Annotated in this window: 20 protein-coding genes, 2 tRNA genes and 4 pseudogenes; 16 read left to right on the forward strand and 10 right to left on the reverse strand. The window is 43.8% G+C overall.

The genetic code is table 11. The features are described from left to right. Nucleotides 1-5: 5 nt before the first annotated feature. On the forward strand, nt 6-2375 hold the full coding sequence (locus tag ATY38_RS12330; RefSeq protein ID WP_143023461.1) for a pectate lyase family protein: 2370 nt from the start codon (nt 6-8) through the stop codon (nt 2373-2375). 107 nt (nt 2376-2482) lie between these two features. Here the strand turns inward: ATY38_RS12330 and ATY38_RS12335 are convergent. The 3 genes from ATY38_RS12335 to ATY38_RS12345 form a co-directional block, all read right to left on the reverse strand. Continuing rightward, nucleotides 2483-2558 (reverse strand) — tRNA-Phe (locus tag ATY38_RS12335). 68 nt (nt 2559-2626) lie between these two features. Then, a tRNA-Arg gene (locus tag ATY38_RS12340) sits at nt 2627-2703 on the reverse strand. Nucleotides 2704-3120: 417 nt separating this feature from the next. Further along, complete coding sequence (locus tag ATY38_RS12345) at nt 3121-3765, reverse strand: DUF1499 domain-containing protein (RefSeq protein WP_235590295.1); 645 nt, start codon at nt 3763-3765, stop codon at nt 3121-3123. 392 nt (nt 3766-4157) lie between these two features. Here ATY38_RS12345 and ATY38_RS12350 point away from each other — a divergent pair, with 392 nt between their 5' ends. Next, nucleotides 4158-4922, forward strand: coding sequence for an IS30 family transposase (locus tag ATY38_RS12350; protein WP_144429462.1), 765 nt, complete (start codon nt 4158-4160; stop codon nt 4920-4922). 55 nt (nt 4923-4977) lie between these two features. Here the strand turns inward: ATY38_RS12350 and ATY38_RS12355 are convergent, their stop codons facing one another. Further along, nucleotides 4978-5400 (reverse strand): hypothetical protein, encoded by a 423-nt coding sequence (locus ATY38_RS12355; RefSeq protein WP_062559573.1) that lies wholly within the window; start codon nt 5398-5400, stop codon nt 4978-4980. A 117-nt stretch (nt 5401-5517) separates the two neighbouring features. On the opposite strand from ATY38_RS12355, the gene ATY38_RS12360 reads away from it, so the two are divergent. The 8 genes and pseudogenes from ATY38_RS12360 (at nt 5518) to ATY38_RS12395 (ending at nt 12990) form a co-directional block, all read left to right on the forward strand. Continuing rightward, a complete protein-coding gene (locus ATY38_RS12360) occupies nt 5518-5838 on the forward strand; it encodes a transposase (protein ID WP_062558874.1) in 321 nt (106 codons plus the stop codon). Continuing rightward, a complete protein-coding gene (locus tag ATY38_RS12365) occupies nt 5838-6452 on the forward strand; it encodes an IS3 family transposase (RefSeq protein WP_062558875.1) in 615 nt (204 codons plus the stop codon). Before ATY38_RS12360 ends, ATY38_RS12365 begins: the two co-directional genes overlap by 1 nt. A 268-nt stretch (nt 6453-6720) precedes the next feature. Beyond that, entirely contained in the window at nt 6721-7794 is a 1074-nt protein-coding gene (locus tag ATY38_RS12370; protein ID WP_062559443.1) for an IS110 family RNA-guided transposase, read from the forward strand. A 16-nt stretch (nt 7795-7810) separates the two neighbouring features. Continuing rightward, nucleotides 7811-8152 (forward strand): annotated as a pseudogene (locus tag ATY38_RS12375) (transposase); the annotation flags it as partial. 548 nt (nt 8153-8700) lie between these two features. Further along, a complete protein-coding gene (locus tag ATY38_RS12380; protein ID WP_062559574.1) occupies nt 8701-9333 on the forward strand; it encodes a methylamine utilization protein in 633 nt (210 codons plus the stop codon). Next, nucleotides 9293-11695 (forward strand): bifunctional diguanylate cyclase/phosphodiesterase, encoded by a 2403-nt coding sequence (locus tag ATY38_RS12385; protein WP_143023535.1) that lies wholly within the window; start codon nt 9293-9295, stop codon nt 11693-11695. Before ATY38_RS12380 ends, ATY38_RS12385 begins: the two co-directional genes overlap by 41 nt. 27 nt (nt 11696-11722) lie before the next feature. Then, the gene (locus ATY38_RS12390; protein WP_062559575.1) at nt 11723-12565 is read left to right on the forward strand and encodes a DUF3034 family protein; all 843 of its coding nucleotides are present in this window, start codon (nt 11723-11725) and stop codon (nt 12563-12565) included. Between the two features lie 5 nt (nt 12566-12570). Beyond that, nucleotides 12571-12990 carry a group I truncated hemoglobin gene (locus ATY38_RS12395; protein WP_062560201.1) on the forward strand — a complete coding sequence of 140 codons (420 nt, stop codon included), beginning with the start codon at nt 12571-12573 and terminating at the stop codon, nt 12988-12990. 72 nt (nt 12991-13062) lie between these two features. Here the strand turns inward: ATY38_RS12395 and ATY38_RS16660 are convergent. Then, nucleotides 13063-13179, reverse strand: a pseudogene (locus ATY38_RS16660) (IS481 family transposase); the annotation flags it as partial. A gap of 79 nt (nt 13180-13258) precedes the next feature. On the opposite strand from ATY38_RS16660, the gene ATY38_RS12400 reads away from it, so the two are divergent. Beyond that, on the forward strand, nt 13259-14335 hold the full coding sequence (locus ATY38_RS12400; RefSeq protein ID WP_062559576.1) for an IS5 family transposase: 1077 nt from the start codon (nt 13259-13261) through the stop codon (nt 14333-14335). A gap of 126 nt (nt 14336-14461) precedes the next feature. Here ATY38_RS12400 and ATY38_RS15565 read toward each other — a convergent pair. The 4 genes and pseudogenes from ATY38_RS15565 to ATY38_RS12420 all read right to left on the reverse strand — a co-directional run. Then, nucleotides 14462-14623: pseudogene (locus ATY38_RS15565) on the reverse strand (integrase core domain-containing protein); the annotation flags it as partial. 199 nt (nt 14624-14822) lie between these two features. After that, nucleotides 14823-15062: pseudogene (locus ATY38_RS12410) on the reverse strand (IS1595 family transposase); the annotation flags it as partial. Nucleotides 15063-15198: 136 nt separating this feature from the next. Next, entirely contained in the window at nt 15199-16800 is a 1602-nt protein-coding gene (locus tag ATY38_RS12415; protein WP_062559579.1) for a multicopper oxidase family protein, read from the reverse strand. A gap of 290 nt (nt 16801-17090) precedes the next feature. Next, nucleotides 17091-18014 carry a LysR family transcriptional regulator gene (locus ATY38_RS12420; protein WP_062559580.1) on the reverse strand — a complete coding sequence of 308 codons (924 nt, stop codon included), beginning with the start codon at nt 18012-18014 and terminating at the stop codon, nt 17091-17093. A gap of 125 nt (nt 18015-18139) precedes the next feature. Between ATY38_RS12420 and ATY38_RS12425 the strand changes: the two genes are divergently transcribed. After that, entirely contained in the window at nt 18140-19006 is an 867-nt protein-coding gene (locus ATY38_RS12425; protein WP_143023514.1) for a pirin family protein, read from the forward strand. Nucleotides 19007-19036: 30 nt separating this feature from the next. Next, on the forward strand, nt 19037-19417 hold the full coding sequence (locus ATY38_RS12430) for a DoxX family protein (protein ID WP_062559581.1): 381 nt from the start codon (nt 19037-19039) through the stop codon (nt 19415-19417). Between the two features lie 74 nt (nt 19418-19491). On the opposite strand, the gene ATY38_RS12435 is transcribed toward ATY38_RS12430, so the two are convergent. Beyond that, nucleotides 19492-19803 (reverse strand): BON domain-containing protein, encoded by a 312-nt coding sequence (locus ATY38_RS12435; protein ID WP_062559582.1) that lies wholly within the window; start codon nt 19801-19803, stop codon nt 19492-19494. Between the two features lie 514 nt (nt 19804-20317). Here ATY38_RS12435 and ATY38_RS16125 point away from each other — a divergent pair. The 3 genes from ATY38_RS16125 (at nt 20318) to egtD (ending at nt 23071) form a co-directional block, all read left to right on the forward strand. Beyond that, complete coding sequence (locus ATY38_RS16125) at nt 20318-20536, forward strand: hypothetical protein (RefSeq protein ID WP_141398071.1); 219 nt, start codon at nt 20318-20320, stop codon at nt 20534-20536. Nucleotides 20537-20817: 281 nt separating this feature from the next. Then, complete coding sequence (gene egtB / locus ATY38_RS12440) at nt 20818-22113, forward strand: ergothioneine biosynthesis protein EgtB (protein ID WP_062559583.1); 1296 nt, start codon at nt 20818-20820, stop codon at nt 22111-22113. Next, the gene (egtD, locus tag ATY38_RS12445) at nt 22097-23071 is read left to right on the forward strand and encodes an L-histidine N(alpha)-methyltransferase (protein WP_062560203.1); all 975 of its coding nucleotides are present in this window, start codon (nt 22097-22099) and stop codon (nt 23069-23071) included. The genes egtB and egtD overlap by 17 nt, the downstream gene beginning before the upstream one ends. Nucleotides 23072-23107: the final 36 nt, after the last annotated feature.

Raw genomic sequence — 23107 nt, forward strand, 5'->3', positions numbered from 1 at the left:
ATATTGTGGCGATAGGATTATTCTCCCGTCCAAAACGAAGAATTTCGTTCTTAGGTTTCGATATCAATCTTTTGCCATTCAGTGCGCCATTAAGTACATTTGAAGCCAATGCATTAGTCAGACAAGAAATCAAAAGTCCGATGCCGGTAGTCAATGGCATGTCATTGGCCATTGATCCAGTGATGGCGAAATTCCAACCTTCTGTTCTTGACGGGTATGTTGATCCCACTAAATACCCGTTTTTTGCTGATGGATCGGGCTCTACAGACTCAACGGCAGCGCTCATCGCATGCGGTGAATATGCGCGTAAGAATTATCTTGTGGTTAAGTTGCCGAAAAGTTCCAGATTCAAGATCAGCAATACGATAGATTTGCTACAAGGAACGTATCGACGCGCAAGCGGATTAACAGTTTCTGATGGTATTGCATCCTGTTTAATGTGGATCGGTGAGCATGGCGGGAATATGCCTGAAATATTTCTTGCAAATGGCACAACAGGATTTACCAGTAGTGGTTCGCCTAAGTCAATGCTACATTTTTGGGGTATCGGCGGTCATACCGACTTAACTGAGGATGAGGCAGCGCTCTACAATGCCGGGATTGAAAATATAAAAATTACCACCGGAACCAATGCCGGGGCGATCGGGGTTGAGATTCGTGGAGCTCAAGGGTGTTATATTCATAATTGTTTGATCGATGCTACCGGCGGCCTGGCTTGTGAGCAAGGATTAATCGGAAGCGGAAGTTCGATCGTAAATACAGATTTCATCGGCGGCAGTTATGGCCAGCGTGGTACCGGCGTATCTCGCCGTCCAGTTCCGGTATTTGCCGGGTGCCGATATTCAGGACAGTCAGTAACAGCAATAAATTTTTCCAACGATGATTCAGAAACGGTATCGATTACGGGTGTGAGCATAGTCATGGCCGCAAGCGCTACTGGTCCGGCAATATCAACATCCGGATTCTCATCGAATACTGGATATTTATTGATCACAGACTGTTCTATCGATTTCACCACGCAGAGTTCCGGCAATGTTGCCATATCCTCTAATCGCAGCATTAAACTGCTGAATGTTTGGGTTAGGGGTGCGGGTAAAATCGTGGATTTCTCAGGAACGGCAAATGATATCGATGCGGATACTCCGATAAGCGGATGGACCTGGATTAAAGAAGCAACAATCTGTATTCAACCGCCCACCAAGGCGTTAACGAGTGGCAATGTTCAATTCAATATGGTGCGTTGGCATAATGGTTCAAGATTGGGTTATTCAAATACATTAACTCGCGGCGCTACGGGAAATACTCCACCATCGGATTTGATTAGTCGTCATCACTGGGGAAGTGAGATGTTGTATCCGGATTCCCCAGGGGTTGTGAATGCGAAAACAGCAGCAAAGAATTTAGGCTACACATTGACCGGCAATGGAACCACGGATGATTATATTGCTGCCCAGGCGGTAATTTCTGCGCATGCTAAAGTATTCTTCCCAAAAGGATATTATGCCCATGGTAAGATTCTGACTCTTCGGCCTGATAGTGTTATTTTAGGAGTTTCGCGCAATCTTACAGTTTTCATTCCTAAAAACTTCGCTGGCGGTGATTTTACCGTTCCGACTGCGGGTAATTATGGGATGGTTACTGCTGATGATTCTGAATCGAAAACAATCTTATCCGATTTTGCAATCTGGTGTCCGCAAAGCCAGGGCGGAAGTGCTGGATTAAAATGGTTGTGTGGTGATAGATCAATGTTCAGAAATTTAAACATCGGGCAATTCAATATCAATGGATTTATCGGGGATAGCACTCAAAAACGCTTGACTGTGATGCTGATTTCAGGCGCCAATGCGGGCGGAAGATTCTGGGGGATGAGTGAAATATTACTTCTTAATCAGCGTAGCGTTACTTACGCAATGCTGAAGATCGAAGATACAGTATTGCCTATCCGAATCTATGGCGCCAATCTTGAGCATGCCAATGAAGGCAAATGCGTAATCTGGATGACAAACTGTGACAACACAACCATATTTGCATTAAAACTAGAATCCGATCATGGAACGGGCAGGGAATCCCCTCAAGTCATCGCTGATAATTGCTCAAATATGGGATTGCTGGGGTTTGGGGGTATATTTGAGAATGCTATTGATGACGGAACGGCGAATCCACCGGCATCGGTTGAATTAAATCTGTGTAGCAATTACGCAGTATCGCTCATTATAGATCGGATGAATAACACCCTTAAGCATTTGGACACGATTGCGGTTACTGAGCAAGTAACTTCAGGCAATTATGTTCATACCTATAAATTGGATCGTCCGGCTCAATATAGTAGAGGTATTTTTGATTGGACGAATCTGACAATTCCTAGGGTTTCCTAAGTAACATTTTTCCTCAAAAAACGTTCAAAATTCCCGGCAAAGTAACCCCCGTGTAACCCTGAATAAGAAAGTAAGTTTTATTTTTAGATGTAACTTATTGTTTTATTTGGTGGCCAAGGGCGGAATCGAACCACCGACACAAGGATTTTCAGTCCTCTGCTCTACCGACTGAGCTACTTGGCCATTTTGAGTAATGACTAGAAAACAGATAATTCTGAATATTGAATTGTAATAAGATTATTCAATCAATCTGGCGCGCCCGGCAGGATTCGAACCCACGACCCCTTGGTTCGTAGCCAAGTACTCTATCCAACTGAGCTACGGGCGCTTAAGTACAATCTAATTATTTCCAGTTTGTTAAGCAACCGGAGGATTATATCAGATTGAAGCAATCACGGGATTCGAAGTTGCATTTCGCTACTGTTTCGATGCCTTCAAGCTGTAATCGACTAGGCCGATTGTTTTTCTACAAATCATTACAATTTCATTTTGCGGGGGCGATGATGGTATATTTGGCAGGTCTTGTCAAGATCAAACTTTGTTCATGCAGATTTTTAGCAGGTTATTAGATCATTGAGAAACTATTTGTATCATTATTTGGATTGGGAATGGTTTTAAAATGCGCGAGGATTATGCATATACTGCATTTCTACTCATTTCTGCTTGATTTATGTTATCAGCCTTAGTGTCCTGTGTACTGACGAGAGCCGAAGCGATTGTGGATACCTTACATTTTCTTATGTTGCTACTTTACATTGTTAAGTTCATGCAAGAACGCTTTAATGCGCGTAGCGTTAGTCCCCATATCGCTGATTCCGATACGAGAAGCGGAGCGCATATCAACGATCGTTTTATCTGCTTCAGCGGCTACGCGAATCACGATATCATCCTTAAAACCCATGAACAGGGTTGTATCGGTCGCTTCGATGATACCGTCCTCTGCAGAGACTGCTATGATTTCCCAGTCACGCGCTTTGGCGAGCGCGACAGCCTCTGTAAAGACTTGACTCGGATATTTATCAATCAGCAAAGAACCGAGGTCGGGATATCCCGCTTGCTGAAGCTCAGTAAGATTAGCGGGCGCTTTCCGGTCTAGCGGGTTATGTTCCGCTGTGCGCAAAGTAAGAATGGCTGCGAAGTTGGGTGGGTTCTGCAGATCGGTGGTGATGTCATGAATACGCGGTACTTTGTATCCCGCCTGAATGGTGAGAAAGACTGGTGCCGCAACAGCAAGGCCAAGTGCCAGCCCAACGAGTGCTGAGAGTATACCTGTTACTTTAGTGTCAACTGATGTGATTATGGCGAGAATGCTGACAATGGCGGAAAGTATGGCCATCATGCCAAGCGCTGCTCCACCGATAAGAATTGTCAACGCCACTTGGTAGTTCATTATGCCAAAACGATATCCCAGAACAGCGACAGCTGCGATAGCTGCAGACAGACATGCGTGCTTGAAACTCCAACGCGCAAAGTCCGAGCGCTCCTTTACTTTTTCTTTCATTTTTTATGGTTACCTTGAATTAACCCGGATACAGAATTATAGCAGCCGTACCCCAACGATCGATTGCATTTCAAATATCAGTAAAATACTTGCACAGCTCTTTACGACTAAAAGAGTCAAGGTAAAGCTGCAAAACCATTGCAGAAAAGCAAATGTATATACACCAGGATTGATATGGATGGCAGATTCAAGTTTGAAGTGCAATTTTGAATAATGTAGGTTAGGGAGGTTGGATGCGGTAGCATCTGAGCCTTTTTGACCAGCCAGTCGAAATTGCAAAGATGAACTACACACACCTAACCCGAGAAGAACGATACCAGATATACGCCTTGAAGAAAGCGGGACATTCACAAAGCGAGATCGCCACCGTCATCGACCGAAGCGTATCAACTATCAGCCGAGAGTTGGCCCGTAACTGCGGGGCGCGTGGCTATCGCCCCAAACAGGCGCATAACAAAGCAGTCGAGCGGAAAGCCATCAATGCGCGGGCGATAGACGATGCAACCTGGCAGTTTGCGCAAGAGAAACTCATGCTGCAATGGAGCCCAGACCAGATCAGCAACTATGCGGGCATCAGCATTGAGACGGTGTACCAGAGGGTTTATGCCGACAAACGAAACGGCGGCATTCTTTGGAAGAATCTGCGCTGTCAGAAGCAGCGCCGGAAGCGTTATGGCAAGACAGATCGGCGCGGCATCATCCCCAACCGCCAATCCATTGAGCAACGTCCGGCTATCGTCGATGCTAGAAGTCGTATCGGCGACTGGGAGGCAGATACCATCATCGGCAAGAACCACCGGCAGGCCATCGTCAGCCTGGTCGAGCGAAAGACGGGATACACGCTGATTCGCAAGGTGGAGCGGAAGACCACCGAGGCAGTGATAAAAGCAACCACTCGCCTGCTCAAGCCACACCGAAGACGGGTGCATACGATTACTTCCGACAACGGACTACCTGCGGAGTCAACTGATATTTACCTCAAAAATATCCCTGGCACCTGTACCGTGCCTAACAATAAATCTCGACCAAGCGCTGCTTGTACCTAAATTAAAGGGTGCTCACCATAGTATACAAGGGTCCATTGTATTGGCCCGACAAGACTTAACACAGCAGTTTAATCAGCGAGATAATCGGTCCAACCCCGGGAAGCGTGCGTAATCGCTGATAATCAGTCCGCTGAGATAGCATAGACTCTGCCATTTTTTCTAGTTCATTACGCTGAATTGAAAGCTCAAGGTAACGTGGCAATTGCAACTTAAAAGTCGTGATACCCAATCCTTTTAAAGCAACGGGCAAACCTATTGAATGAGCTGCGATCTCGTAAACTTCTTCAAGAAATCGTTGTTTGCAGACCTTCCGTCCAACGATATCCCATGCTCGCTTTACAAAAGTCGCTTTTTTATAACGTAGGATAGAAGTCGGAGTGGGAAACTTTAGTAATAACCTGCAAAACCACTCGGCGCGCGTACTGTGCAGATAGCGCTCCATCTCAGGAAAATACAACGTGAGATAATGATTGAGCAAGCTATGTTGTATCCGGGTTCTGCTGAGGGAAATCTGATGATAGATATTTGATAGTTCTTGTATTGGAGTTGCCCCCTTTGAACGGACACATTATGTTCTGTTTAAAGGAGAAGTAAGATGACACAAAACTACAAACCTGCTTACCCACCGGAGTTTCGTCAGCAGATGGTGGAATTGGTAGCATTAGGCAAATGCCCCAAGCAATTATCCAAGGAATTTGGATGCCACTACACTTCGATACAAACCTGGTGTCGAGCAGCAGGTGTACCAATTAGATCAAGCCAGGCAATTGCTTTCGCTGCGACATCGAGTGTTGCTTCCTTGAGTGCCAACGAACGGCAGGAACTGCTGGAATTGCGTAAGAAGCTCAAGCGTGTGGAGATGGAGCGTGACATATTGGCAAAGGCTACGGCCTGGTTTGCAAACAACAAGGATTGATGGGGAAGGTGTACCAATTAATCAAGGCAAACCGGGCCCAATTTCCGGCTCGTGTTCTATGCGAGACACTCGGTGTATCGCACAGCGGTTACTATGACTGGGCAAAACGCACACCCAGCCGACGGGCCATTACCAACTGTCGATTGATCGAGCAGATCATGGCCATATACCGTACCAGCGATTGTACGTATGGCCGTCCCCGCATTACCGTTGAATTAGCCGATCGTGGAGTCAGGGTCAATCATAAGCGCGTAGGCAGGTTGATGCGTGAAGCTGGAATTAAAGGGGTGAGTCGCAGGCGAGGCTTTGTGATCACGACTCATCGGAATAAGCGTGACCGCCCTGCACCGGATTTAGTGCAACGCCATTTCAAGGCAGCTAGCATCAATCAACTATGGGTTGCGGACATGACTTACATTCCTACCTGGGCAGGGTTCCTGTACCTGGCCGTGGTCATCGATGTATTCAGCCGTAAGGTAGTGGGCTGGTCTTTCGGTGAAACCATGACAGCAAGCCTGGTGATCAGTGCGTTGAACATGGCGTTAATCACTCGTAAACCGGGCAAAGTGATTCACCATAGCGATAGTAAGAATACTTGCACCAGATTTCAATAATGATTTGACTCAATCATTGAATGAGCAATTATTGGAATTCTGGTACCGTAAGAATTGCCAAGTTTCCTGACTCTCAGAGCGATAGACCGTCAATAGTGTCATTCCCTGGATCTGTCGGTTATTTGGCAATATCTATCGGTGAGGTTTCACCTCGCCATTGTCTGTGACCCAAGAAGGGCCTGATCGCTTATCTCATTACTGTCTTGTCCCGGCAATCGGTTTCGGTGAATCCCTATCAATAACATCATTCAAAAATAGGGAGCTGAGAATGGATGACAATCATCATGGCATAGTTGGAGGAGTTGATACCCACAAAGACATACATTTCGCAGCCGTAGTCGATACTTACGATCGAGTGCTTGCCAGTAATTCTTTCTCCACAACACGGCAAGGATACAAATCAATGCTGATGAATTGGATGCAATCTTTTGGTGAGGTCAAGCGCATTGGAATAGAATGCACTGGGACTTATGGTGCGGGTTTGCTAAGGTATCTGCAGCAGTTTGACGTCGAAATTTTAGAAGTTACCTCACCTGATAAAATGGATCGACGCAGACGCGGCAAGAACGATACAATCGATGCGGAAAATGCGGCCCATGCTGCATTTGCTGGAATACGAACCGTCACACCTAAAACACGAGATGGCATGGTGGAGTCGTTACGAGTTCTAAAGGTATGTAGGAAGACTGCCATTGCAGCTAGACGTATCGCACTCCAAATGATCCAAATGAATATTATTTCCGCACCAGAGTCGATTCGGGAACCGCTCCGTGCACTGACTCGCATGCAATTAATCCGTACTCTTGTCACTTGGCGGCCAGATCTGGGCGGGTATCGTAATATATCAACTGCATACAAAATCGCATTGAAATCTCTTGCACGGCGATATCTGGAATTGCATGATGAGATTGCGGATCGGGATGTCATGATCTCAGCCATAGTTGATGAACTTGCTCCCGATCTGATTGCAGGTAAAGCCATTGGTTATGAGTCTGCTGCACAATTACTCATTACCGCGGGAGACAATCCGGATCGATTAAAATCCGAAGCTAGCTTTGCCGCATTATGCGGTGTAAATCCAATTCCTGCTTCCTCGGGCAAGGTCAATAGACACAGATTGAATCGCGGCGGTGACAGAGCCGCTAATAGTGCACTGCATATTATCGCTATTGGACGACTGAGGACGGACAATAAAACTAAAGAGTACGTTGATAAAAGTTTGACACAAGGGCATACGAAACTTGAGGCGCTGCGGTGCCTTAAACGCTATATTGCGCGAGAAGTTTATTACATTCTGAAAAAACGCAACAATCTTATCAATAGTATCCAAATTGCTGCTTGACATTTAGAAGGGCATCCAGGGCAGTCAATACACCAGTGTTGAATTCGGCAAGCGATGCAGGGAAATGGGTGTGCATCCCTCCATGGGAAGTGTGGGTGATGCTTACGACAATGCAATGGTTGAAAGCTTTTTTGCCAGCCTGGAATGTGAATTGATCGATAGGCGCTCCTGGAAAAATAAAACTGAAGCAAGGCTGGCCATATTCACCTGGATCGAGTCATGGTACAACCCAACTCGCAGGCATTCCGGGCTGGGATACTTATCACCAAACAATTTTGAGAGAAAACTGAATGAGAAAAATAAAATCGCGATAAACTGCAATCCGCTTTCACAGGTCGAGACTCTCTCGACTCCATGAAAAAAATGTCCGCCAAAAGGCGGACAACTCCAACTTCAACTCCATACACCAGAAATGAACATAGCTCTTGTTTGAAGGCTTGTTACTTGGACTCGGTCGTGTATTCCTAGTTTGGTATCTTCTTCATCGCCTTCCCCTCAAATGTAACGTTAATTGTACGTCACCCTTGGTAACTATTTTTTGGGGGAAGCTCACTCCCGCAGCACAGTTCTATTCGCCGGCCGGATAAGATGATCCGAAGAGGCGTATTTGCTTGCTCATGCGAAAACTTTGCAACAGAACCATAAATTAACTTGACTAAAGTTTACAAAGAAATAGTCGTTCATAACTTACAATAATATGTTTTAAATGATTATTTAGAAGCTAAAGACACAGCTACTAAAAACTACATTCTACAAACACACATTAAGCGTTTTACTTGTTTTATGAACTTGGCAAGAAATTTAAAACATCAAACGCCCATGTGAATTTCACCAAGACTTTAATTCATCCAGAACTAATGAAAACAAATATCTAATGAATATCCAAACGATTCTCAATAGAAACTAATGAGCAAGATTAGACAAATTATTATGTTATTTGTGGTTGTTTGGCCAAGTATTGGTAGCGCTCAGCTGAAGATTCAGTTATTTGATCAGGATAATAAACCAGTCAGTCAAGCAGTAATAAGCATTCCTACAAAGATCGCGTCAGCTACTGATGGGCAGAAAGCTGTTATGGATCAAATTAATCAACAGTTTGTACCTCACGTTTTAACAATCAACCAAGGACAATTTGTCTTGTTCCCCAATAGGGACAATATTAGACATCATGTTTACAGTTTTTCTGGGCCAAAACCATTTGAAATTAAGCTATATAAAGGCACGCCCACTTTGCCAGAATTATTTGATAAACCAGGAATTGTGGTTCTAGGATGTAACGTTCATGATCACATGGTTGGCTATATTTATGTGACTGACAATAATTTGGTCGCTATGACAAATGAAAATGGTGTAGCAGATTTTGAGGCACAAGTGCCTGACACAGTGAAGATTTGGCATGCGCAATTAGCAGAAGGCGCAGATAAAATTATTACTGCACCACTTGTAAAAAAAAATGATCAGGGCGTCTGGCAATTAACGACGAACTTGCGGCCAGTAATTGTTAAAACCCCAAGAAAGTTTAAACCAAGGTTTAATTAAATTGGCATTGCGAACATTAAACTACGGCATACTTAAACTTGTTGGCGGATTGTTATGTTTGACTACCTGCTCGATTCTGGTTTCAGTTTGGATATCAACGACAAATCATGCAAGAAAACAAGTCGCACAGGGCTTGGACATAGGGCAAAATATTTTCACGCAAGTGTTAGCCAGTCGGGAAAGCCAATTATATAACTCTGCAGATGTACTGACTGCTGATTTTGGCTTCATACAGTCGGTTGCCTCACAAGACAAGGATACAATAACTAGTGTTTTATTTAATCACGGTGAGCGTATTTCTGCTGATTTAATGGCACTCTTATCGTTTGATGGAAATGTCATTTCCAGTACTTCCACAGGTCTTGGCAGCAACGATCCTTTTCCTGCCAAAGAACTTATCAGGAAAGCCATTAGTAGCGGTGGCGTGGCATCTATTTTAGAAATAGATAAACAGCTATATCAAGTTATTTTATTAACTGTGAATGCGCCTGTTCCCATCGCAATTGCTGTAGTCGGATTCGAAATTAATCAGGCGTTGATTGAAGAGTTGTCAGCAATAACAAAGTTAAACACCACAATTGAATTGAGCCATGCTGGAGGCCAGAATATGACAATCAGCTCAGTGCCTAACAATGAACTGATTAATGTTTATGATAGCGTTAAACTAGAACTGGATATCCTGAGATCGCCCTTTGAGCGTGAACATAGATTTTTCTCCAAACGTTTTTTGCTGTCAGAATTGGAAGGTAGGCAAGTGTGGATTATCTTGTCTGAAGACATCAATCAGCTGTTTTCTGAATTTAATTTATTACAGCTTGAAATAACTTTCATCACTCTGCTTTCTATAGGCCTGACTCTTCTTATGGGCGCAGTCTTTGCAAGAAATCTGACTTTACCTCTGACTAATCTTGAAATAATGGCACAACGTGTAGCGCGTGGAGACTATCATAAGCACATCAATATTCAAGCGAATTCTAAAGAAATTGATAATCTGGCGATTGCTTTTAGCGTTATGCAGGAAAACGTATGTTCCAGGGAAGAGAAAATACAATTCCAGGCTAGTCATGATGTATTGACAGGTTTATATAACCGCTATCAGATTTCAACAATCATTCAGCAAAAAATGTCTGAACAAAAACCATTCCAGGCATTTGGTATGAATATCCTGGGTTATCGTGGGATTAACGATGTATTTGGTTACCAGATTGGCGATAGTTGTTTGCAATCTCTAGCTGTACGATTCATGAAATTAGGTGGTCAAGCAGCTCGTTTGGGCGGCGGAGAATTACTCTGGCTGCCTGACCAATTCATCAATGAGAAGGCTTTGTTAGAACTTCGTCAGCAGTTGGAACAGCCGCTCGAGGTAGATAATACAGTTTTAAATATTAGGTTTTCGATTGGTGTAACGTGCTTTCCAGATGATGCTGAGGATACACAAACGCTATTTCGCCGTTTAAGTATTGCTGTTGACCATGCGCGCAGGGAGAAAAATTTATTTCAAGCATATCGTCAAGATTTGGAAGAAAATTATTTATATCGGCTTGAAGTGTTGAATGAGCTCAAACAAGCATTAAGTTCAACTCAATCGGAACTTGCAGTTTTTTATCAACCGAAACTGAGCTTGAATACTGGAAAAATCAGCAAAGTAGAGGCATTAATCCGATGGAATAACAAACGGTTGGGATTTGTTTCTCCAGAACTATTCATTCTTGTTGCGGAGCAGGCTGGACTTATCAATCAGGTGACTAACTGGGTAATTGATCGCGTTATTTATGACTTGCGTCAATGGGATCAAATCGGTATCAGCTTACAAGTCGCAATAAACCTTTCTGTCCATGATGTGACAAATATTGATTTGTTGCCTGGAGTGGTGCAGCGACTGAAGCTAGCTGGATTAGGTAAAAATAAACTGGCTTTTGAGATCACAGAAAGTGATCTGATGAAAGAACCCGAAAAAGCCATAGAACAGTTACAGGCCTTCAGAACGTATGGATTTAATTTGGCGATAGACGATTTTGGTACAGGCTATTCCTCGTTATCTTACCTGAAAAACATGCCGGTAACCGAGTTAAAAATTGATAAGAGCTTTATTCTCAAGCTTGATCAGCAATTGGAAGACCAAAATATCGTGCAAACTATTATCGCTCTCGCCCGTACTTTTAAACTGGAAATTGTGGCGGAAGGTGTTGAGAACGAGGCCACATTACGACTACTAAATGCTTGGGGATGCGACTGGATCCAAGGATATTTTATCAGTAAACCAATGGCAAGTGACCAAATTCAGCGTTGGCTAGAAGAACATGGCACCACAAAATGGATACGCAATGATATTGAAAAATATAGGTATAAAAAATATGCGTAAGCATATGTATTAAATAATGTATTACAGATGAGTAAATTTAAAGCATGCATACTACTTTATTTGTTGATGGTTGGCCAGATCCTGGCTGGACAAGGCAAATTATTGGAGACTGCAGGACTTACCCAAATAGAAGGTAGTGGCGGGGGCGGTATCGTACCTTGGGCAACAATTTCCGGATATGGAAGTCGTGATGAAACCTCTGCATCCGTTTTTAATTCACTGGTTTTTCTCGATGATTATCGCTTACATTCATTAGGAGGTAGTTTAGGGTTATTTGACCGAGTAGAACTGAGTTTTGCACATCAAAACCTAAACTTATCCACATCTGGTGGCGAAATACGGCAGAATATTTATGGTATAAAAACCCGCCTATATGGCGACCTCATATATACATTCCTGCCCCAGATAAGTATTGGTGTGCAACACAAAACGCTAATTGATGGAGCTGTTGCTTCAGCCGTTGGTGCCAAAAATAATAACAGCGGAACCGACTTTTATATTGCGGCCACTAAAGTACATCTTGGTGCTGTGGGTGGTTACAATTTAATTTGGAATCTGGCAGCACGCGCTACAAAAGCCAATCAACTTGGTTTGCTGGGCTACGGAGGAGGGAAAAATGATGACTACCAAGCGATGATGGAAGGTTCTGTCGGTGTGTTGTTGTCTCGTAATTGGGTAGTTGGGTACGAATATAGACAAAAACCTAACAATTTGGTTGGGGTTAAAGAGAATGATTGGCAGGATTTTTTTGCCACTTATATCCCTAACAAGCATTTTAATCTTACCTTGGCCTGGACACGTCTAGGTGATATTGCTGGCGCAAAGGATCAGCAAGGGTTTTATTTCTCAGCAACTGGCTATTTATGGTAGCTATCATGAAAACATTAGTAATTTTAACTGTTTTGTTTTCATCAGCCTGCGTCAATCAGATGAGCTCAGTGTCAGTATATAAGGAATTAGGTGGATACCCAAAGATCGAACAGATTGTCGATAATTTTATAATCGAGATTGAAAAAGATCCGGTTATTTTTGAGTATTTTAAAGAGTCGGATGTAGAAAGATTTCGCACCAAGCTAACTGAGCATATTTGTTTCCATACTGGTGGTCCGTGTAAATATACGGGCGATACTATGGAAAGGGTTCACGATGGTATGAATATTACCGAGACCGACTTTAACCGGGGCGTTGATCTGCTGATTAATGCCATGTATCAGGCCGACATTCCACATAGGATACAAAATAAGATGTTGGCAATATTTGTTCCGATGCGTGAGCAAATGATTTATAGGCCATAGCGAAATCAGTTGTAGTAGTTGTGACCCGGTCTGACAGTTACCCGATTTGACGCTGTGTCTGTTAGATTAAATTCAGCTATTCAATGTAGTGATTTTATCGTCCCACACCTCCTTTGCGTCAATTAGTGTTTGCATGGGAGTGCGCCCACAACACATCTTATCTTGGTGAGTTCGCGCGTTGTTGTAGTAAAAGATTCCTGCACAACCTTGCCTGGCAGTGCAATAACCAACTAAAATAGAGGGGGTTAAAAGACAGTTGGAGCAAAAGATGCAGATGAGTTTTGGAACACTGGAATTAGCAGAGCGATTGAAGCGAGAAAATGTTCTGGTGAAGATTGATGCCCTAATTGAGTGGGAGGAATTACGTCCGAAACTTACGGGTTTATACAAGCTCGAGTTATCGCATGGTGGAGGCCAAGAGCCGTTTGATGGGTTGTTGATGTTCAAAGCGATCCTGCTAGGTCAGTGGCATAGTTTATCGGACGCTGCGTTGGAGCAAGCACTGTGTGTACGCATTGATTTTCTGCAATTTTGCGGACTGTCCTTGTCGGATGCGATACCGGACGAAACCACTTTGTGCCGGTTCCGTAACCGGCTAATAACCAACGATCGGCTAGATGATCTGCTGGCCACTATTAATGAACAGCTTCAATCCCACGGATTGATGATCAAGGGTGCGACAGGAGCGGTCATTGATGCCACGCTGATTGAGTCAGCGGCACGCCCTAAAAAGACCATCACACTGGAAGTGGATGCCGAAGAAGGTAAGGTTGTTCAGTTTGAAGATGGCAGTCAACCTGGAATCAACTGTATCGAAGAACAAAGCGCGGATCCGGATGCGACCTGGCTAAAGAAAGGCAAGAAGTCACAGTTTGGCTACCGCAGTTACCTGGTGGTGGACGCACAAGACGGCTATGTGCGCGGGGTTTACACCGCCCCTGCCAACCAGAGCGAAATGATGCATTTCGAAGCCGCTATCGATGGTGCGCATATCGAGGCGAATCGGGTGTATGCCGACAAGGGATCCGCCAGCAATGCCAATCGGCAATTTCTAAGAAAGCAAAAGATCAAGAGCGCAATCATGCATCGCGCGTACAAGAATAAACCCCTCTCGTCACGCCAGAAGCTGGCGAATCAATTGATCAGTAAAAAACGCTATATTGTCGAACAGTGTTTCGGCACAATCAAACGCTTATTCAGAATGGAACGCGCCAGCTACTTCGGTACGACGAAAGTCAACGCCCAAGTCATACTGAAAAGTATCTGCATGAATCTAAAGAAAGCAGCCAACAAAATCTTCGTAGACCAACCATTAAGGGGAGCGATCCGTCCAAATATTACATAAGGGGGAAAAATTCACCTAAAAAAAGGAAAAAACTCCACTTTCTATTAAAGTGACGTGCAACAAGTGTCACTTGGAAAATTTTCTCTGTCGCTACAGCAAAATTCTTGCGGTTGTGCAGAGGTCTTAGTAATTTATCCAGTCATCCAGATCGACTTGCAACTCTTCAAAGGACTGATAAATCTTGCGCCTGAACGCCACCTGGTAGAACTCTTGCAAGATGGTTTTATGAAAACGTTCGCAGATGCCGGTGGTCTGCGGATGATTGGCTTTGGTTCTGGAATGCTCAACATGAGGTTTGCTGATTCTCATGGAATTCTAAACTTCGTAAAATGAAGAGAGAAAACGGAATTACCATGTACAAAATATAGCCAGGAATTTCGAGAGCGATCAATTAAGTATTAATTGACATGGTGACATGAATCAACTTGCAATTCCCCGTGGTCTTGCCGCGGGGATAGGTACAGCAAGTTTATTGTGTCATGGCCTCGTGACAACCTCGATGTTGTATCGCTCTAAAATAGCTTTCATCAACTTCCGCTTTGCCTAACAACTTGTCTTTAAGGGCAGTCTGACGATTATAAATTCCCTTCCTGAAAATGCCATACCAGCGATTAATCGTGTTACGATTTTCACCTAACAGCTGTTGTTTTACTGGCAGGAATATCATTGCAAAAGCGTTGAATTATTTTTTCATGTAATTATCACTTAATTTACTGTTTCTTAACATATTACTGGACTAACAGATTGTTGCTGCCAGTTTAGAGTTACATATTCGCCCTAACCAAGAAAAAGCGGATTCATGAATAGTGGCTTTCGATTATCACGCGAACGATAACATGTGCATGGCGTATATGGCAGATACATCATCCCACCCAGAAATTACGCATCATCCCCATGTCTTCATGTTCAAGATTATGGCAGTGATAGAGAAACAAACCAACATGATCCTGGAATGGCTTGATAATTTCTATTTCTTCCCCTAGCCATACCAGCACGGTGTCCTTCCAGCCGTTATTAATAAATCCATCTTTAATGGTGTTGTATGCGCTGCTTTGCGAATTGGTTTGGGTGCGTGATACGATTTGAAATTGCTGGCCGTGAATGTGAATCGGATGAGGTTGAGACATCATCATGCCCATGCCGCCACCACGCATGCCACCGCCCATTCTTCCCATTCTCATACCGGATTCGTGAAATATCCTGATTCTTTGTAAACTATTGACTGGGATTTTTTCTATTTCCTGATAGTTTTCCATCTCAAAAGTTCTGCCATTCAACTGGAACGACATATGACGCATGCCGATTGCGATAGGGACGGTTTTATCCGGTTGAGTTACATGGGATGCCGTCCAACGCTGCATTGGAATTAATCGATCCGGTAACTTGGGCGAGTCACTTGTGCGTTCGGCGATTCTGAAGGTTGCAATCGAAAGTGCTTCATGCTGCCCTGCCTGGTCCATCATACCCATTCTGCCTCTGCCTCCCATTCCTCCCATGTGTGAGGTGGGGATTTGATACGGCAAACTGTGCAATGTTAAATCAGAACCCACTTTGCGGTCGCTGAAATCGACCCATAATTCAACCCGCTCAGCGGGGGCAAGCATGATATAAGGGAATGTTTCGGGTCTTGGCAGTAATCCGCCGTCGGTGCCGATTGCTGTCAGCGGTGTGCCGTCATTCCACCCCAACTTATAAATTCTGGCATTCGATGCATTTAAAATTCTCAGCCGATAAGCTCTGGTCTTGACCGGAATCACGTTGTCTTTCTGGCCGTTGAGCAGAATGGTATCGCCCCAAAACCCTTGCATGCGCTGATGCATGCCCAGCATATAACGCAACTGATTGCCCTGCGTAAAACTGCGATCCTGAATGATCAGCGGCAAATCATATTCTCCGCTGGGCAATTCCAGTCTTCGTTCCGCTTCATCGGTTACGGTAATCAACCCGCCCAAGCCTTGGTAAACCTGCGTGGCGGTCAATTCGTGGGTATGGGCATGGTACCAGTTGGTGCCTGCTGGATTGTCTACTTCGAATTCATAAATATACTGTTCACCTTGATCGATGGCGTACATCGGATGACCATCCATCACTTGCGGTACGTGCATGCCATGCCAATGGGTGATGCAAGGCTCCGGTAATTGGTTACGGAAATATATCCGGACTTTCTGACCGCGTTCGAAATTCAGGATCGGACCCAAATAACCTGGTAGCTCTTTTAGTGCGGTTTGCGGGCCGTTGAGCACTTTCCCGCGGTATGTTAAAACATGCGTATGTGCGCCGGGAAGAATCGGCATATCAGCCGCCTGCGCTGTGAGAGCAATTTCAACATCAGCCTTGAAAGCACTATTGGCGGTTTTTCCTGCTGAACGGATTTCAGCCAGAGAGAAACCGGGCATTGCGGCGGTTATTGTTCCCAACGCGGCATATTGCAGAAATTGCCGTCTTCGATAATTTACGCTGGTCATGAGAATTCTCCTATTAACCATTCAAGCATGCGCTTGATAAATTTAGCAGCCGATAATGAAATTAAACGTCAAATAACTTCTATGGCTGCTATTTTATAAACACAGGGAAATTCGATTACCCAATGGATGGCGGTTGAATTATGTTAATAAAACCTCGCACGAAGCTTAAATAAAATCTCCCATCTATGATTCTATTCCCCCGCAACTATAATTTCCAGACATCCATCCAATTGTTTGCGCTTACCGATCATTCATTTTGTGAAACTTTGGATTGCGATAATCAGCATATCTTACTTCATGTTTTGCAGGCATGAATCCCAATAAGGCGCTCCCTCGAATCGCTGAATCAGAAAATCGACAAATGCACGAACACGCTGGGAAAGGTGGCGGGTTTGTGGGTATATGGCATAGGCAGAGAGCTGTGAGAATGTGTACTGAGTCAGTAGCGGGATCAATGCGCCGCGTTCGATTTCCTTATATACAATAAATGTCGGCATCAGTATGATGCCCGATCCCGCTACAGCGGCATCGCGAAGAAATTCGCCATTACTGGCTTTTAAATGAGGCGCTATTTTTGTTCTGATCGATTGACCGTCGGTATTGTATAAATTCCAGTTTTCAAAATTACTGATCAAGTTGTAAGCCAAACATCGATGATGGATAAGTTCTTCCGGCGACTGGGGCTCCCCCATGCGTGCCAGATAAGACGGGCTTGCGCACATAATGGCCTGAATAGGGGCGAGACGGCGCGCAATCAGACTGGAGTCCGGCAGGCTGGCAATACGAATTGCCAAATCAAAGCCTTCGGTCAATATATCAACTTGGCGGTCATTAAAATCCAGGTCAAATGTGATTTCCGGATGAGCCTGCAAAAATTCGCTGATGGCGGGTCCCAGGTGCATCAGACCAAAACTCAGCGGCACAGCTACTTTCAAGTTGCCTTTTAGGGCGCCGTGAAATTGCGAAGTGGCATGTTCTGCTTCGAGGATATCAGCAAGAATGCGTACCGATTGCTGATAAAAAGCGCGCCCGCTGTCGGTCAAATTCATCTGCCTTGTTGTGCGATGGAACAATTCCACGCCGAGGTGCGCTTCGAGCTCTTTTAAACGCCGGCTAACCACTGATTTTGCCACATCCATGCGATCCGCAGCGCCGCTGATACTGCCGGTTTCAACGACACGCACAAATGCATTCATATTTTCAAATCGATCCATTTCAGTTTTATTGTTGCTAATATGAGAACAGTCTGTTTATATAATTACTGTTTATTCTTACTATAGCAACCATGATAATTCTTCCTGAACTACAACAGAATAATTTTTACCGCAAAGGAGAAATAATGGATGCAATAATGAATTCTTCACCCATCATTCCTGCAGTGGCAGTTCCGGAAGGGGCCGGAGTTACCGTGTACCGGACGATCGGTTCACCGGCACTGCGCGATCACGATCCATTCCTGCTACTGGATCATATCAGCAGCAATAATCCGGATGATTACAGTGCCGGGTTTCCGTTACATCCTCATCGGGGATTCGTTACTTTCACGTATATCATTGATGGCCATATGGCGCATCAGGACGATATGGGCAATAGCGGTGATCTGGGACCCGGTTCTGCACAATGGATGAAGGCTGCCAGCGGCGTTATCCATTCTGAAATGCCGCAGCAGGAAAATGGCCTGTTGCGCGGATTTCAGTTGTGGATCAATCTGCCCGCAGCCAACAAGATGGATCATCCCGAATATCAGGAATATTCTGCAGAAGCCTTTCCAATCGTGGAGACTCCGGACTATACGTTGAAGGTTTTGATTGGCCGCTTCGCTGATACGCATGCGCCGATCAGGGATAACAGTACGGATGTGACTTATTTCGATGTGCATGTACAGCCCGGAAAGCATTTTCAACATCGTTTGCCGGCCGGAAATAATAGTTTGCTTTATGTATTTGAAGGGAGCGGGCAATTCAATGCGCAAATCGTGCTGCCGCACTCCCTTGTTATCTTGGATACTGATGATCATTCGTTTGATTTTATTGCAGGAAAGAAAGGAACACGATTTATCGTTATCAGTGGCAAGCCGATTCATGAACCGATTGCACGTTATGGTCCGTTTGTGATGAACACCCGGGAGGAAATTGATCAGGCCATGCGGGATTTTCAAACCAATACTTTCGTGCGCGATCGTGCTTGGATCAAACGCAATCGATGAAATTCTCAATCAATTCTTAAGGAGATACAAATGAATAAAATCAGTCAATTGGTCGCACGGATATTCCTGGGGCAGATCTTTTTAATTTCCGGACTTCTCAAGATCAGCGGATACGAAGGCACACAAGGGTATATGGAAGCGATGGGCGTGCCGGGTATGTTATTGCCGCTGGTGATAGCGCTTGAAGTGGCAGGTGGTTTGGCCATTGTGACGGGATGGCAAACCAAGCTGGTATCGATGGCATTGGCAGCCTTTACTCTGGTAGCTGCGGTAATTTTTCACAGCAATTTTTCCGATCAAATTCAGATGATCATGTTTATGAAGAATATTGCGATCACTGGCGGATTCATGTTATTGATAGTTTATGGTGCAGGTGTCTATAGCATTGATGGTTATCGTATTAAATCTTAGATGACGAATTTAAAAAACGCCTGGACGAGCAATGATGGTTTTACTGCATTGATGGTCAATCAATGCAGTATTACTTACTTAACGGTCATAGTGTTCTCGACGGCAGTAACACCGCTAACACTGCGTGCAATCTCGACCGCGCGATCGATGTTAGCTTGGCTGCTGACGGCACCGCTGAGTTGGACCACACCTTTTATAGTCTCCACACTGATCTCAAAGGTCTTTAATGATGGATCATTGAAAATTTCCGCTTTGACTTTTGTAGTGATAACAGCGTCATCAATATATTCTCCTGCTTCACTGGCGTGAACGGACTGAGTGCTCAAGAAAGAAAGCAATAAAATGGATAAAATAAAAGTCAAGAATCGGCTGTTGAATTGTGTCATGATAAAATTCTCCTGAATAAGTTAGCTCAGATAAATATCCTAAGTCGTTTTATATTTCAATTGCTTATGGATATTCAAGTGGACGATTTTGTATTCCTTGCGTAAGGTAAGGTTTACTTCACAATCGCAGCTGAATTATTACAAGAATTAATTGCCGTGAATGTGCGCTAACACACTTATTGTCCCCGCATAGCTACTCTCCGAATTTAATAACCATTTTTCTGTTTTCAAAATCTTCCCTGCATTAATTTTTTAACTTGCAATTCCCCGTGGTTTTGCCATGGGGATACATGCGGGGTGCGCCGAGCAAATTTTTTTGTACGGTGACGTACAGACGGAAATGCTGATTAAGCTGCACTATTACATTTCCTATTAACAACACGAAAGGACTAATATCATGATTAGAGAGAGAAAAACAGCTTTGATATTTATTATGAGCGCAATTTTTATATTAGTAAGCACAAGTGTATCGTCACAATCGCCTCAGCCACAAAACAATTTAAATAGGGATTCAATGGGAAGCTCGCAATCTGATTCGCTCTCACGTGATCTTTCACGTGATGGTTCTCAGGTCAATCCTAATAACCCTGCTATTGTTAATCCCAATGATCCTACAGGAGTAAACTCGAATATGCCTGGGTCACCGGCAGCGCCCTCAAGCAATCCGTCGGGAATGAATTCAAATGTCCCATCCGGCACCAGCCCAAGCAACCCTGCCGGATCAAATTATTAGACCAGCTGTAAGTGCGTTAATTGTATCAGTGGTTGGCGGAAGAAATTAATTTCTGCGGATGTAATTTCCCGCCCCAAAGGGCGGGTTCTTCATGAGAGCAGGTGTTTTTTAGTGATCCGAGAAAAGAAATTTTTATGAACCATGGATAACTGGCACACAATTTTTTGAAGATAGCTCGACACTTCACAGAATAAGCTAAACCCGTGGTTAATTATTTAAAATAAAAGGGATTTTTGTAATGAATGCATTTGGGAGCCCATGCGCATGATTGAGGATCTGAGATGAAGCCACACTTTGCGGATTTGTTGGAGAATTCTGCTCCCTATTCGATATTCGAGCTGTTTAAACAGACGCGGCAATATTCAGAAACGCTCATCAAAAATTTAAGCGCGGAAGACTGCCAATTGCAATCCATGCCGGATGCCAGTCCTGTGAAATGGCATCTGGCTCATACCAGCTGGTTTTTCGAGATATTTTTACTGATACCGCATTTACCGGACTACAAGATTTTTAATGCACATTTCCAGGTTTTATTCAACTCTTACTATAACGGTATAGGAAAGCAATTCGCTCGATCTTTGCGCGGCTTACTCGCGAAACCCTGCTTGCAGGAGATATTAAGTTATCGACATCATGTTGATAATCATATTGAAGACTTGCATTCTCATTTTGCTGAAATACCCCTTCATATAAGTGAAATTTTGATGTTAGGTATTCATCACGAAAAGCAGCATCAGGAATTACTATTAATGGATATTAAGCATGCATTCTCGCTAAATCCAATGGGTCCAATTTATTCATCAACACTGAAAAATGCACCTCGCAATAATACTGCCTCACCTTTGGAATGGATTGATTTCGAAACAGGCATTTTTGAGATGGGCGCCAAAGATACAGGATTTTCTTTTGATAATGAAAGGCCACGGCATGACCAATTGATACAAAGCTTCAGATTAGCCTCCCGCTTGGTTACCAATAAGGAGTATTTGGCTTTTATAGATGACCAAGGCTACGAAAACCCCCAATATTGGCTTTCCGACGGATGGTCAAATATTAAGCAGAATGATCGCAATGCGCCGCTTTATTGGATAAAAAAAGATGATAGCTGGTACGAATTTACACTGGCGGGTCCAGAACCGCTTGATTTGAATAAGCCGGTCTGTCACGTTAATTATTATGAGGCCAATGCTTTTGCTGCATGGGCACGCAAACGCTTACCTACTGAAGTGGAATGGGAATATGCAAGTCAATCAGAAAATATTTTCGGGAATTCCGGCGCACCTGAGCATTTACATCCCCAGGCAGCTCAAGGCGATGGGCTTTTGCAAATGACAACAGAAGTTTGGCAATGGACGGGTAGTGCTTACATGCCCTATCTGGGTTTTAAACCGTTTACGGATGTGGCAGGCGAGTATAACGGTAAGTTTATGGTAAACCAGATAGTGTTGCGTGGTGGTTCATGTTTGACGCCATCGCAGCATTTAAGAAGTAGTTATCGGAATTTTTATTATCCCCACCAATCCTGGATGATGAGTGGAATTCGTCTTGTAGAGGATGATTATGCGTGTCGTAACTGAAGAGACTCTGACCCTTATCGCGGATCTCGATTTCTTGGCCGATGTCTATCAAGGATTGGATAGTGCGCCCAAGACTTTACCCTGTAAATATTTTTATGACGAGCAAGGTTCTTGGTTATTTGAAAAAATAACTCAATTAAAAGAGTATTATCTAACTCACGTTGAGTTGGATATCTTGGATCATCATATCGAAGAAATTGCATCGCAGCTCGGACCTAATGCAATTATCATTGAGCCCGGTTGCGGAGCCGGACATAAAGTACAAAAAATACTCCATGCCATTGAGCAGCCCAAGGCTTTTATTCCATTTGAAATATCCGGGGAGATGCTGAACCATTCAGTGAACAGATTAAGTGGTCTATTTCCGCATCTGGACATTCAGCCTTTAGAAGGCGATTTCACTAATGAAGAGGTTGTGAAGCAAATAGTCAGTGAAACAAACCTGGAGAATTCATCAAATGTGGTGTTTTTCCCAGGATCGACCATAGGTAATTTTTCTCGGCCTGAGGCAGCTGATATTTTAAGAAATTTTAAAAGATTGAGCGGGAGCAACGGAAAAATATTGCTGGGGATTGATCTGATCAAGGATCGAGATGTGCTTATTCGGGCATATGATGACGCGGACGGTGTTACTGCCGAATTCAATAAAAATATACTGACCAGAATCAACACCGAGCTTGACGGAAATTTCGATGTTCAGAATGGTTTCAAACACAAAGCTATTTTCAATGAAGATAACAGCTGCATAGAAATGCATCTGGTTTCTTGTAAACCTCAAAGTGTTACGATAGCAGGCAGAAGCTTTGATTTCGAATCAATGGAGACCATTCATACCGAAAGTTCCTATAAGTATTCAATCGAGTCAATAAGTTCCATCACCGATGAAGCAGGATTAGCATTGGAAAAATACTGGTGCGATAACAAAAACAGGTTCGCGCTATGCCTCTTATCGGTTTAATCACTCGATTAAACCGAGAAAAAATTACTTTATTGG

The sequence above is a fragment of the Nitrosomonas ureae genome, from assembly GCF_001455205.1.
GTDB classification, from domain to species: domain Bacteria; phylum Pseudomonadota; class Gammaproteobacteria; order Burkholderiales; family Nitrosomonadaceae; genus Nitrosomonas; species Nitrosomonas ureae.

Coding starts and splice junctions, on each gene's coding strand:
- ATY38_RS12365 (WP_062558875.1), top strand. CDS start 5,838: ATGGGGAAGGTGTACCAATTAATCAAGGCAAACCGGGCCCAATTTCCG.
- ATY38_RS12415 (WP_062559579.1), bottom strand. CDS start 16,800: ATGACCAGCGTAAATTATCGAAGACGGCAATTTCTGCAATATGCCGCG.
- ATY38_RS12435 (WP_062559582.1), bottom strand. CDS start 19,803: ATGACACAATTCAACAGCCGATTCTTGACTTTTATTTTATCCATTTTA.
- ATY38_RS16125 (WP_141398071.1), top strand. CDS start 20,318: ATGGGAAGCTCGCAATCTGATTCGCTCTCACGTGATCTTTCACGTGAT.
- ATY38_RS12425 (WP_143023514.1), top strand. CDS start 18,140: ATGGATGCAATAATGAATTCTTCACCCATCATTCCTGCAGTGGCAGTT.
- ATY38_RS12420 (WP_062559580.1), bottom strand. CDS start 18,014: ATGGATCGATTTGAAAATATGAATGCATTTGTGCGTGTCGTTGAAACC.
- ATY38_RS12395 (WP_062560201.1), top strand. CDS start 12,571: ATGAAAACATTAGTAATTTTAACTGTTTTGTTTTCATCAGCCTGCGTC.
- ATY38_RS12360 (WP_062558874.1), top strand. CDS start 5,518: ATGACACAAAACTACAAACCTGCTTACCCACCGGAGTTTCGTCAGCAG.
- ATY38_RS12400 (WP_062559576.1), top strand. CDS start 13,259: ATGCAGATGAGTTTTGGAACACTGGAATTAGCAGAGCGATTGAAGCGA.
- egtD (WP_062560203.1), top strand. CDS start 22,097: ATGCGTGTCGTAACTGAAGAGACTCTGACCCTTATCGCGGATCTCGAT.
- ATY38_RS12345 (WP_235590295.1), bottom strand. CDS start 3,765: ATGAACTACCAAGTGGCGTTGACAATTCTTATCGGTGGAGCAGCGCTT.
- egtB (WP_062559583.1), top strand. CDS start 20,818: ATGAAGCCACACTTTGCGGATTTGTTGGAGAATTCTGCTCCCTATTCG.
- ATY38_RS12430 (WP_062559581.1), top strand. CDS start 19,037: ATGAATAAAATCAGTCAATTGGTCGCACGGATATTCCTGGGGCAGATC.
- ATY38_RS12380 (WP_062559574.1), top strand. CDS start 8,701: ATGAGCAAGATTAGACAAATTATTATGTTATTTGTGGTTGTTTGGCCA.
- ATY38_RS12370 (WP_062559443.1), top strand. CDS start 6,721: ATGGATGACAATCATCATGGCATAGTTGGAGGAGTTGATACCCACAAA.
- ATY38_RS12390 (WP_062559575.1), top strand. CDS start 11,723: ATGAGTAAATTTAAAGCATGCATACTACTTTATTTGTTGATGGTTGGC.
- ATY38_RS12350 (WP_144429462.1), top strand. CDS start 4,158: ATGAACTACACACACCTAACCCGAGAAGAACGATACCAGATATACGCC.